Origin of the sequence: Halalkalibacter suaedae (assembly GCF_017939705.1) — a bacterium.
GTDB classification, from domain to species: Bacteria; Bacillota; Bacilli; order Bacillales; family Bacillaceae_D; genus Halalkalibacter; species Halalkalibacter suaedae.
Genome location: NZ_JAGKSQ010000008.1, coordinates 158677 through 170902 on the forward strand (window position 1 = coordinate 158677; position 12226 = coordinate 170902).

Consider the following 12226-nt stretch of genomic DNA (forward strand, 5'->3'; position numbering starts at 1 on the left):
TGTAATAAATGCTATAATGTAGGCAATATGAAGAAGGAGTGAATGAGATGATTCATCAAAGCTGGGTAAACAAAGAAACGATTCGTACATTAGAATGTGTACATACGAATGCGAAAAAATACATGGTAGACCGTGCTCTAACAGCTGGAAAAAAATATGACCTTAAAAATGAAACAGAAGAATTTTATTTTGTTATTGATAACACGGGTAAAATTGGTGGCTACTATAAGGAATATTTCAAGGGATAAGAAAAGGGGAACCTTTTCTTATTTTTTAACCCAGAGAGGGGGAGTGAAATGGAAGGTGAATTGAACGTCTGGTTCGATGTCATCAAACAATACGGCTATCTTGCCCTTTTCTTAATTTTTGTCGTCGGTTTGTTTATTTTTCCTGTTCCAAATGAAGTGTTGTTAATGAGTGGCGGATTGCTGTCAACAACTAGGCTACTTGAACCTCTTCCGACCTTTATCGTTATTTTAGCTAGTATCTTCACGCACGGAACGATTCTATATATGATTGGTTCAGCTATAGGACACAAAAAGACAACGAAGAAGCCTCATTCTGTATGGCATAGGCGTGCATTAAAAGGAAAGCAGCTTCTTGACAAATATGGTATAAAAGCAGCTGGATTTAGCTATTTCTTCCCATTCATTCGTCATGCTGTTCCCTTTAGTATTGGAATGTCTGACATCTCTTACCGTTTGTTTGCTTTGGTCGCATTTTCGTCGGCCACGATTTGGCTTGGTCTTTATTTCTCGATTGGATTTTTCTTTGGACGATCGATCACTGATTGGACGACCTTTGTTTACAGTATTATTTCAATACTTGCTGTTATATTGATTTCTTTTATTATTGTTCAAGTATGGAAACAGAAACAATTAATAAAAAAAAGCCGGTCAAATGAATAACCGGCTTAGATCAAATATAATTAACGGATTGATTCTAAATACTCATTGTAAGTCATTTGCTTATCAATTAAACCATCAGCAGTTAATTCAATCACACGATTAGCAATTGACTCATTGAATTGGTGATCGTGTGAACTGAAGATCATTGCACCCTTATAATTAATCAGACCGTTGTTAACCGCAGTGATTGACTCTAAATCAAGATGGTTTGTTGGTTCATCAAGTAAAAGAACATTCGCTCCGCTTAACATCATTTTCGAAAGCATACAACGTACTTTCTCGCCACCAGAAAGAACATTTGCCTTCTTTTTCACTTCATCTCCTGAGAAAAGCATTCTTCCTAAGAACCCACGTAGAAATGTATCACTATCATCTTCTGGAGAGTATTGACGAAGCCAATCAACTAGATTGAGATCACTTCCTTCAAAATACTCTGAGTTATCCTTAGGAAAATAAGCTTGTGACGTTGTGATTCCCCACTTATAACTACCGCTATCTGGTTCCATCTCACCTGTAAGAATTTTAAACAAAGTTGTTTTTGCAATTTCGTCTGAACCAGCTAGGGAAATTTTGTCTTCTTTGTCCATTGTAAAGCTAACGTTATTTAACACTTTAACACCATCAATTGTTTTGGTGATTCCTTCAACCGTCAAAACATCATTCCCAATCTCCCGTTCTGGTGAGAAATGAACGTAAGGATATTTTCGTGAAGAAGGGCGGATATCATCAAGTTCGATCTTATCAAGAAGCTTCTTACGAGATGTCGCTTGCTTGGATTTAGAAGCATTTGCACTAAATCTCGCGATAAATCCTTGTAGTTCTTTAATTTTTTCTTCTTTTTTCTTGTTTTGATCTTGAGCCATTCTTTGTGCCAATTGACTCGATTCGTACCAAAAATCATAATTTCCAACATAGATCTGAATCTTGCTAAAGTCTAAATCAGCAATATGAGTACAAACTTTATTTAAGAAGTAACGGTCATGGGAAACGACAATAACTGTATTCTCAAAATTAATAAGAAATTCTTCAAGCCAATCAATTGCCTTAATGTCCAAGTGGTTTGTCGGCTCATCAAGCAATAGAACGTCAGGCTCACCAAATAATGCTTGAGCAAGAAGAACCTTTACTTTGTCTCCACCTGTTAATTCAGCTAATTTCTTCGTATGTAGCTCTTCAGAAATACCAAGACCCTTTAAAAGAACTGCTGCTTCAGATTCTGCTTCCCAACCATTTAACTCGGCAAATTCACCTTCGAGCTCTGCTGCCTTCATTCCGTCTTCATCAGAAAACTCTTCTTTCATGTAAATCGCATCTTTTTCCTGCATGACCTGATACAGGCGTGGATGCCCCATAATGACCGTTGCCATTACTTCCATCTCTTCATACTCAAAATGGTTTTGCTTCAAGACAGCAAGGCGCTGACCTGGTTTCATGTGAACATCACCTTGTTGTGGCTCAATTTCACCTGAGAGGATCTTTAAGAAAGTTGACTTACCTGCACCATTTGCACCGATCAGACCATAGCAATTACCTGGAGTAAATTTAATATTTACTTCGTCAAATAATTTGCGGTCTCCATATTGTAGTCCTACATTTGTAACTGTAATCATTTATAAGTGAGCCTCCAATGTCCATAATCGAATGAATTATACCATTCATTATGGACAAAGGTATAGTGTTCTAGTAGTTTTTTTGATAATATGACAACTTTTTTATCTACTCGACCATATCCGACAATCGTGGTACGATCAATTCTAAAGGAAAAAATAAACACCAAGTCCAGCGACGGCAGCAAGCATTACGACTGTTAGAAGCTTCGTTGATTTCATTGTATAATTTACGATGACGGCACCTAAAAGGATGGAAAAATAGATCGAATAATCTAAGGTAAATATACGTGTAGCTTCTAGGAAGCCTACTTCTGTAAAGAGCCAAATTAACACAGGAGATATTGTTAATAATGACAAGATAATTACACATACCGTATTTTTTTGTTTCATTGACATATTCAAATCTTTTCACCTCAATTGTAATCTTATTGTTAAGATATCCAAACTGTAACAGGAGCATTCATTAGAAAGGGGAGAACGTTTTGACAGAACTGTTTTCAAGGGCTAAGGAACAATTAAAGCAATTATTTGGCTATGAAACATTTCGTACAGGTCAGGAAGAAATTATTAAGAAGGTATTAGCTGGCGAGGATGCTCTCGGAATTATGCCAACAGGTGGGGGGAAATCAATCTGCTACCAAATTCCTGCCCTTATTCTACCTGGCGTTACCATCGTTGTTTCTCCTTTAATTTCATTAATGAAGGATCAAGTCGATGCATTGACTGAATTAGAGATTCCAGCAACGTATTTAAATAGTACTTTAACGGCAGTCGAGGAAAGAGAGCGGCAGGCTGACATTATTAATGGCAGCTACAAGCTTGTCTATATTGCACCAGAGCGCTTTGAGCAGCCGTCGTTTCAACAACTTCTTGCATCGATTCAATTGTCACTTATAGCAATTGATGAGGCACATTGTATGTCTCAATGGGGCCATGATTTTAGACCAAGCTATTTGCTTCTACCAAAATGGATCCAACGTCTACATGATAAGCCAACTGTCCTGGCGCTAACGGCAACAGCAACAACTCAGGTTCAGCAGGATCTGCAAGACTATTTACATATTGATGATCAGAACATTGTCGTAACTGGCTTCGCTAGAGAAAATTTACAATTTCAAGTTAAGAAAGGAATTGATAAAAAACAATTTCTTCTGTCGTATATTTCTAGTAAAAAACAAGAGTCTGGTATCATTTACGCATCAACTAGAAAAGAAGTCGAATTAGTTGAGGAGTTACTATTAAAAAAAGGAATCAGTGTTACAAGCTATCATGGTGGGATGTCTGAGAAGGTTCGATCTGAGGCTCAGGAGGCATTTATCTATGATCGCTCGAAAGTAATTGTCGCAACAAATGCCTTTGGGATGGGAATAGATAAGTCGAATGTTAGGTATATTGTTCACTATAGCATGCCTAGAACCATTGAAGCCTATTATCAAGAGGCCGGTAGAGCGGGGAGGGACGGAGAAGACAGTGAATGTGTGTTGCTTTTTTCGCCTCAAGATATTCGGACACAATCGTTTTTAATCGAGCAATCAGACCGCGATACTGAGCGTCAAGAAATGGAGTTTCAAAAGCTTCAACAAATGACTGCCTTTTGCCATACAGAGAGATGCTTGCAACAATATTTATTGCATTATTTTGGTGATAAGACTATAGAAAAATGTGGTCGTTGTTCTAACTGTGTGCAAACAGGTAACAAAGTCGATCGGACGAAAGAAGCACAGATGGTATTTTCTTGTATAAAAAGAGTCAGAGAACGCTTTGGTAAAACGATCATTGCCCAAATTCTTGTAGGATCTTCCAGCCAAAAGATCACTCAGTTTGAGCTTAATAAGCTTCCGACATATGGATTGTTAAAGGATTGGACACAGAAGCAAATTGCCTCATTTATTGACCTTTTAACAGCAGAAGAATATATTTCACCAACAGGGAATTCCTATCCAACCTTATCCTTAACTGAGAAAGCTCTTTTTGTACTTAAAGGTGAAACAATTGTTGAGGTGTTGGAAACAATAGTTGAGAAGACACCAGAACAACAGGACGATGTGTTCGAAGCATTGCGGGAATTACGTACTAGGCTCGCTACAAGCCAAAGTGTTCCACCATATATGGTGTTCTCAGACCGGACCTTGAGAGAAATGAGTCAGTTTGTTCCTCAAACAGAAGAGGAATTCTTGCAAATCTCTGGGGTCGGTCAGCAGAAGTCTGACAAATATAGTCAGGAATTCTTAAGTGTCCTTCAAACCTACGCCGATAAAAAACCGGATGGTGTTAGCGCAAGTATCACTCCAGTTGACAAGCCCAAAGCAACAAAAGGAAAGTATTTAGAAACAGCTCACCACCTTAAAAACGTTGAAAGTATTTCCGACTTAGCCAGTCAGCTAAATTTAACTGAAAGAACGGTTATTAACCATCTTATTAGGGCACATCAAGAAGGTATAGAATTGAACTTGGCGAATTATGTTGACGAAGAAAACATCGTGTTAATTCAGCGTGTCGCTGAAGAAGTTGGGACCGAGCGTCTGCGTCCTATCAAAGATGCTTTACCTGAACATATCTCTTATCAAGATATTCGATTTACGTTAGGTATATAGACTATTGTTTTTCAGTTTAAGATGTCTATGTTATAGTTATTCTTAAAGAAGAATGAAACAAAAGGGAGAGCAACAATGACAATAAAAATCGTTACTGATTCAACATCTGATCTATCAAAAGACTTGATTGAAAAATATGATATTGAAGTAGTTCCATTATCTATTGCAATTAACAATGAAACGTATCTTGACGGAATTGATATTACGAAGAAGCAATTTCTAGAATTACTAACGACTTCAGATGAATTACCAAAAAGCTCACAACCGTCATCTGGTTCATTTGTAGAAACATACGAACGCTTATTAGCCGAGCCTGGGACAAGCCATGTCATTTCAATTCATTTGACTGAAGGGATGAGTGGAACGGTTAATTCTGCACAAGCTGCCGCTGATATTGTTGGTGACAAAGTAACCGTTATAAATTCGAAATACATCTCGCATGCGTTGGCCTTTCAGGTAATTGAGGCTGCAAAGATGGCTCAAGAAGGGAAAGACATTCCTGAAATTATCAAGCATCTAGATAATGTACGTGAGAACACATCACTCTACATTATGGTCGATACATTAGAGTACCTAGTAAAGGGAGGGCGAATTGGACGTGGTAAGGCGTTTCTCGGTTCCCTACTAAAAATTAAGCCAGTTGCTTCACTTGCAGATGGTGTTTATACACCTGTCACAAAGGTGAGAACCTATGTACAATTAATTGACTATCTTAAAAAGCAATTTATTGAAGAAACAGAAGGGAAAGAGGTACAAGCGATTGGGATCGCCCAGGTTGATGCAGAAAGTCTCGCTAATAGAGTAAAGGATGCGATTCAACAAATTAAAAATATTCCTGTTACAATAAGTGAAACCTCGCCAATTATTAGTACACATACAGGTCCAGGGGCTCTTGCACTCATGTACTTCACAAAAAACAAGTAAAGGTGTGATGACAATGAATCAATTAGTAGAACTAACATCAGTTGATCAGTGGAACGATCTTTATCAAAGTGGACAAGCAGTGCTGTTATTAAAGCATAGTACAACATGCCCAATTAGTGCAGAAGCTCATAAGCAATTTGAAGCATTCCGTGAAAGCTATGAGGGGGACAATTTAACGTTTGGTATCGTCAAAGTAATCGAAGAACGCCCTGTTTCAAATCAGATTGCTGAAGATGTCCAAATAAAGCATGAATCTCCTCAGTGCTTCTACATAAACAATCAACGGGTTAGCTGGTCAGCCTCGCACTGGTCGATTACTAGAAAAGCAATTGAAGCAGCATTATAAGAAATAACCAAAAAAGAAGTCAACCCAGTTTAGTTCTGAGTTGACTTCTTTTTTTTACTTGTTTTTGCCATTTGAATATAGGTGAAGATTAAACAGCTTGTACCTAGAATAGAACAAATGTATTGTAAAATCCGCATTGTTTCCACTTAATCACCCTCCTTATTTAATTGCTGATACCTTATTTTGTGACCTTTTCTCTGATTCATTCGTTAAATTCTTAGTGACACTCCGCAAAAATAGTTGAAAGATAGATTAGAGTGATTAGTTTTGCTTATATGGTATAGTTTTTGCAAAGGGCGTGACTGCAATTGACAAAGAACAAATTACTGTTAATTTGTTTTGTCATGATTGGACTTAGTCTTTTTTCTATTTATAAGGGTATAAATACAGAAGATACAATTGTTGAAGAACTGAATCAAGAAAAAATTGGTGAACAATGGCAGGATCCTACTGAGGATGCCATTCTAGTCCCCGAAATAACAAAGGAACAATGGACTCTACATACAGAGGCAATGATGCCAGAATTAAAATGGGCACGTGAACTTAAATTAACCGAGACAGTTGATGAAAAATGGATGATCAATGGAACAGATCAAACCTTGAAAATCGAAGAAATTTGAAATTTGGCACACTCATGATACGGTAAACATTTTTTTAGTATTGGTATAAAAATACATTACATATAGGACCTGCTTATTCGTACATAACACTGAGTAATACATCTACAGCAATTGAAAGTGTCGAATTTGAACTTGAAAGTAGCGATTTTTCAAGTGGTACACATTTTAACTATTATAATAATAATGCTCGAGTCTCATTCGATCCTTTTGATGAACAACCACAGGATTTGAAAATGAATATTCTTAGTATGGCTGTAATGAGTAACAAGCAGATTGAGTTTAACTTACCTATTAAATCAATGGAAGAAAGCAATCAAAGTCTTCTGTTAGAGCCGATTTATATTGAAGATCAGATCGAAGCTAACGTTAGTATTTTACCTCCTGGTGGAAATGTTCTTAAATGGGGAATTCAATTTGAGAACACAAATGGTCAGCCAACAGGAAAGAACTTAAAGGCAATCCCGTTTCATATAGCTAGCACCTATTTTGAAGCTGAGCTGAGACAACCAAATCTAATGAGCTTTTTTAACTTAGAAGGAGAACAACTAGAACTCGATTTCAATGAGATTAGCGGAGACAATCATACTATGACTTTCTTCATGAATGTCGGTTCCATTGAAGAAGAAGAGGTCGAAGTAACCATTGAAACCTACTTTATGAGGTGCCAGTAAATAAAACAATTGAATTTGATTTCCATGAAAAAAAGAATGAATAGATCCACAAATTCAGTCGCACGCTAAGCTTGAGGTGAAGCGAATGAATCGTCCAATGATCACTGCATTAGCAACAATCGGAATAGCACAATCACTAAAAATCCCAATAAAAAAAGCAGAAACAGGTGAGTGGGATCTCGGGATGTTCTTTGAAACAGGAGGAATGCCAAGTTCACATTCAGCAGGTGTTACATCGCTTGCTACATATGTAGCTTTGAAAAAAGGAGTACCATCTGTTGATTTTGCCTTGTCAACGGTATTTGGTTTAATTGTTATGTATGATGCACAAGGGATCCGAAGACAGACCGGTGAGTTGACAATCAAGGTTAATGAAATGGATGAAGAACTTGAGCGGTTATCTGGAATGCATGCGGGAGTGAATCATCAAGAGAAACAAATTCGATTAAGAGAACGTCTTGGCCATATGCCTGAAGAAGTTGTTGGCGGTGCCTTACTAGGAGTCTTAACCGGAACCCTTAGTTATTTGTTATCGGGAAATTCAAGAAATTAAATTGAAACCATTTTAACTCTTTTTTCGTTCCATATATGTCCAGTAATAAGACATATTGGAGGGAATGTAGATGAATCGTTTATTCATGATAAGTATAAGCAGTCTTACAGCAATGCTATTTATTACAGCTTGTGGAGCATCGACGACTTCAGATTCTCCTGAAGAGGAGATCATTGATCATTCGGAAGAAGAAGAGACTGATGGTGATAAGCAGAATGACAAAACTACTGATCAAGATGTCAGTGAAGATTTAGTTGATAATGAGACCGAAAAAGAAAAAGCTGGTTCGGAAACCTCAGGTGAGAAAGATAGTCAGCCGTCTAAGAAAAAAGATATTCCTGTTAAGGTTGAAGGCGAAGTCGAGATGAGGCCAGCTCAGTTTCATCGGAGCGGACTTGGCTATTCAATCTATGTTCTTGATGATTATACATTAGCAAGTGAAGAACCGAATCGAGATGTTATCCTGGCAAATTATGATCAATCCTTCTTTACTCGTGTTATCGTACACGGGGAAGGAGCTGATCCTCTTCAATTAAAAGAGAATCATATTAGCAATAAGACAGCTGAGATTCAAGAAGTCGAAGTCCCGTTAGAGGACGTCGAATTCTCCTTATTTGAGGAAGTAGAAAGTGAAGATGGGAAAACAGCCATTTACTATGTTGCAAAGAAGTATAATGATACGCTGATTGAATTTACATTGTTTTTACCGGTAGAAGAGGCCATTGAGGGAATTGAACCGAGTATGTGGTCAATGATCAGTACAATTGGGTTTTAGGCTGATTCTGAAGTTAATTTAATTCCATTTTAAAAACCTATTTTTAAAATATCTATAAAAGTCTCGCATCGGTTTACTGAACTGGTGAGAGGCTTTTTTCATTTTGAAATGGTTAAGTGATAGATAGGGAAAAGACACAAGTTTTCTATAACTAGTTTTAAGCCCTTCCATTATAAGAGATGAATCATAGGATAACTTAGAACAATCACAGGAGGTGAAAGTTCATGAGTTATGCAGGAGGATTCGGTGGTAGCAACGGGTTCGTTCTACTAGTCGTTCTGTTCATTTTATTAATTATTGTTGGTAGTAATTATCCAATGGGACAATTTTAATTTGGTAGTTAATTAGTAGAAATGGATAACTAACACAATAATAGGTTGATATGCATGGGGTAACTCCTACACCGAACAAACTACTGCAATGGTTTGTTCGGTTTTATTTGTAATTAGTAATTTAAAATAAATGAAGGGTTTTCGTTTATAGAATTAGAAGACGGATAACTATTTTACTATTTTTTGTTTAAAAGCCCTCTCAAAATAGTAGAAGTAACATATGGTATAAGTAAGCCGCCAACTTATCCAGCATCATATCCTGTAGCATAAAAGGATCATTTTGCATCTCCTTAACGGACAAAAGAGTCTCTAAAGTAGAGGCTCTTTTTTATGCCCTTGAAGAGTTATTGGTTTCTCCTCTTTGGTCTATAGTGAGTTTTGGAAGATTAGTAGACGAATGCTATAGCGAATATAAGATCCGTTCACAGGATAACGAAGAACAGTCACAAGGAGGTGAAGGTTCATGAGTTATGCAGGAGGATTCGGAGGCAGTAATGGTTTCGTCCTACTAGTGGTTCTATTCATCTTGTTGATCATCGTTGGTAACAACTATCCGATGGGTCAAACTGGGTTCGGTGCTTAATTAGTCAGTAATCCCCATATGTTTATGACATATGGGGATTTATAATGAAGTAAATTAATAATGAAATTCTTAAATATAAAAAATACTGACTAATTACCTGTAAGTCATTCTTATCTAATACTTAAATAAAAATTTGCAATGGTTATCGCCTTCGGTTTTGCAAGAGATTCTATTAACATCCTTCGTGTCTGAAACATTTTTGAACAATTTGGTTTCGCAGTGACAAGCGGTTTTGAAATCTCTAGCAATGGCGAAGATCGGACAATTGTATTCTACAAGCTCGAACGTGCTGTTATCTATTTGATTAACTTCTGCCATATAGCCCTTTTCATTCTGAATCGTAGCAATCTCTTGAACCTTTTCGAACGGAGAACGCTGATTTATTCTACTTTTGTATTCATGAGTTAATCTATTTTCCCTCTTTTCAAATAAAACTTGTATGGCACTATCCCCATGTAAGTCTTTAATATCTCTTAAGAATTCCACACTGATTCCTTCATAGTTCTTTGGGAAGAACAATTCTCCTTTTGGTGATAATGAATAGCTTTGAAGAGGTCTTCCCATCGGCTGTTTGACTTCTTTGGATATGATTAATCCGTCCTTCTCTAAAACAGTAAGATGTTTTCGGATAGCCATATGAGTAATAGCTAGAAGAGAAGTTAGGTCACTTACAGTTAATGATACCTCTTTTTTAAGCAGATGAAGAATTTTATCTTTCGTACTTCTCTTTGTAGATTCCATAAAAACACCTCAATTTATTTTAACAATTTCACGAATTGTTGCTGTCCTTTAAACTCCATTCATTTATGGTTGTTCCTCACATTATACTAATAAGTATAAAAAAGTAAAAGCCAAGTAAATAAGCTTGTTATTTCATCGTATTGATTAAGCAGAGAATTTGCTCTTAGAAAAGGATTTGTTGTATTATAAATATATATTTACAAAAAGCAAGGGTATATTAGTTGCTATAACAACTAAATATTAGTTAGAAGGTTAAATTTTAATTTTGGGCAAACTTAGAGCAACATATCAAATGAGTTTAAATAATTGCAATAAAAATTTTAATATGATCTAATTCACTTAAATACTTTTTATATCATTTAGTATAAAAACAGAGATTGGAAAGGAAATGATAAGAATGAAAAACGATCCAAAAGGTATATTTCAAAGAAGTGTAAAAGATCAGTGGTACGTGAAGTATGAACAAGCGGCGTTTCCTTTTATCCAAAAAGGATGGATTTTACCTGTTGATCGTTGGGTTGATTTTGATCCCTTTATTTTGATGGCAGAAGATTGGTTTAAGAAAGGTGCATTTGCTGATCACCCACATCGTGGATTTCAAACAATCACATATGTTGTTGATGGTAGACTTGAGCATATTGATAATGGTGGTGGACGAGACATCCTAGAACCTGGTGATGTCCAATACATGAATGCTGGCTGGGCTGCCAGACATGGTGAAGAGGGGGTAGATGATGATATTGCACACACTCTTCAATTATGGCTTAATTTACCAAAGGAATTAAAGAAAACCGAAACCTCATATCAAAATGTTTATTCAGAGGACGCCCCAGTTGTAGAATTTGAAGGCGGTTCAGTAAAGGTGTTTTCCGGTGATTTCGGAGGAGTAAAGGGTCCGCTCAACTCAGTCGTTCCCATTACGTTATCAGAAATATCACTTGAAAATGGAGCAACCTACACGCATTGTTTACCTGAAAACCAAAACGCTTTCTTATACGTGTTGTCAGGCGATTTAGATTTAGGTAAAGAAAATATTAATTTAAAGAAACATGGTGTCGCTACGCTCACATTCAATGAAGATGGCAAGTCAAATAACAGCAGTGAATTCCTAATCAAGTCTAATAGTAGACGCTCAAAAGTACTTGTCTATTCTGGTACTCCAATAAAAGAACAAATTGTTCCTTATGGTCCTTTTGTTATGAATACTATGGAGGAAATCAAGGAAGCGTTTAAGGATTATCAAGATGGTAAGTTTGGCCCGCCGGCAATTTAATTACTCGGTATAACAAAGAGGCTGGGACAAAAGTGATTTAACTAATGAAAAATCCGAACAATGGTGGTTGGCGGACGTAAACCGCTCCTGAAATATACTTCGCTTTCCGCGGGAAGCCGGTGAGCCTCCTCGTGCTTCGCACTGCGGGGTCTCACCTTTGGCTTTTAGGTCCCGCAGGAGCATTCCTGTCGTATTAGTTTTGCCCCTCTTGAAAAGAAAAGGATCCTCCGATATGATGCGGATGTCGTCAAAACAAACACACATAAAGGAGGATCCCACATGAAGAATAATCGAAA

At 37.0% G+C, this 12226-nt stretch carries 15 protein-coding genes; 12 read left to right on the forward strand and 3 right to left on the reverse strand.

What is annotated here, in order from left to right; genetic code table 11:
* Positions 1-47 precede the first annotated feature (47 nt).
* Both J7W16_RS17715 and J7W16_RS17720 read left to right on the forward strand, forming a co-directional pair.
* Complete coding sequence (locus J7W16_RS17715; protein WP_210598811.1) at positions 48-248, forward strand: DUF6501 family protein; 201 nt, start codon at positions 48-50, stop codon at positions 246-248.
* Between the two features lie 48 nt (positions 249-296).
* Positions 297-908, forward strand: a complete 612-nt coding sequence (locus tag J7W16_RS17720; protein ID WP_210598812.1) for a DedA family protein — start codon at positions 297-299, stop codon at positions 906-908.
* Positions 909-928: 20 nt separating this feature from the next.
* On the opposite strand, the gene J7W16_RS17725 is transcribed toward J7W16_RS17720, so the two are convergent.
* Together J7W16_RS17725 and J7W16_RS17730 are read right to left on the reverse strand one after the other, a co-directional pair.
* Positions 929-2518 (reverse strand): ABC-F family ATP-binding cassette domain-containing protein, encoded by a 1590-nt coding sequence (locus J7W16_RS17725; RefSeq protein WP_210598813.1) that lies wholly within the window; start codon positions 2516-2518, stop codon positions 929-931.
* Positions 2519-2662: 144 nt separating this feature from the next.
* A complete protein-coding gene (locus tag J7W16_RS17730; protein ID WP_210598814.1) occupies positions 2663-2914 on the reverse strand; it encodes a hypothetical protein in 252 nt (83 codons plus the stop codon).
* A gap of 86 nt (positions 2915-3000) precedes the next feature.
* Here J7W16_RS17730 and recQ point away from each other — a divergent pair, with 86 nt between their 5' ends.
* From recQ to J7W16_RS17775, 9 genes are all read left to right on the forward strand, one after another.
* Complete coding sequence (gene recQ, locus J7W16_RS17735; RefSeq protein WP_346726960.1) at positions 3001-5112, forward strand: DNA helicase RecQ; 2112 nt, start codon at positions 3001-3003, stop codon at positions 5110-5112.
* A 75-nt stretch (positions 5113-5187) separates the two neighbouring features.
* Positions 5188-6036 carry a DegV family protein gene (locus tag J7W16_RS17740; RefSeq protein WP_210598815.1) on the forward strand — a complete coding sequence of 283 codons (849 nt, stop codon included), beginning with the start codon at positions 5188-5190 and terminating at the stop codon, positions 6034-6036.
* Between the two features lie 13 nt (positions 6037-6049).
* Positions 6050-6382 (forward strand): bacillithiol system redox-active protein YtxJ, encoded by a 333-nt coding sequence (ytxJ, locus tag J7W16_RS17745; protein ID WP_210598816.1) that lies wholly within the window; start codon positions 6050-6052, stop codon positions 6380-6382.
* Between the two features lie 308 nt (positions 6383-6690).
* Positions 6691-7002 (forward strand): hypothetical protein, encoded by a 312-nt coding sequence (locus tag J7W16_RS17750; protein ID WP_210598817.1) that lies wholly within the window; start codon positions 6691-6693, stop codon positions 7000-7002.
* Between the two features lie 233 nt (positions 7003-7235).
* On the forward strand, positions 7236-7673 hold the full coding sequence (locus tag J7W16_RS17755; protein WP_210598818.1) for a hypothetical protein: 438 nt from the start codon (positions 7236-7238) through the stop codon (positions 7671-7673).
* Positions 7674-7758: 85 nt separating this feature from the next.
* Complete coding sequence (locus tag J7W16_RS17760) at positions 7759-8226, forward strand: divergent PAP2 family protein (RefSeq protein ID WP_210598819.1); 468 nt, start codon at positions 7759-7761, stop codon at positions 8224-8226.
* 70 nt (positions 8227-8296) lie between these two features.
* Entirely contained in the window at positions 8297-9001 is a 705-nt protein-coding gene (locus tag J7W16_RS17765; protein ID WP_210598820.1) for a hypothetical protein, read from the forward strand.
* A gap of 224 nt (positions 9002-9225) precedes the next feature.
* Positions 9226-9333, forward strand: coding sequence for a YjcZ family sporulation protein (locus J7W16_RS17770; protein WP_210598821.1), 108 nt, complete (start codon positions 9226-9228; stop codon positions 9331-9333).
* Positions 9334-9796: 463 nt separating this feature from the next.
* Complete coding sequence (locus J7W16_RS17775; protein WP_210598822.1) at positions 9797-9916, forward strand: YjcZ family sporulation protein; 120 nt, start codon at positions 9797-9799, stop codon at positions 9914-9916.
* A gap of 114 nt (positions 9917-10030) precedes the next feature.
* Here the strand turns inward: J7W16_RS17775 and J7W16_RS17780 are convergent, their stop codons facing one another.
* A complete protein-coding gene (locus J7W16_RS17780) occupies positions 10031-10657 on the reverse strand; it encodes a helix-turn-helix transcriptional regulator (RefSeq protein WP_210598823.1) in 627 nt (208 codons plus the stop codon).
* Between the two features lie 397 nt (positions 10658-11054).
* On the opposite strand from J7W16_RS17780, the gene J7W16_RS17785 reads away from it, so the two are divergent.
* Entirely contained in the window at positions 11055-11930 is an 876-nt protein-coding gene (locus tag J7W16_RS17785) for a pirin family protein (protein WP_210598824.1), read from the forward strand.
* Positions 11931-12226: the final 296 nt, after the last annotated feature.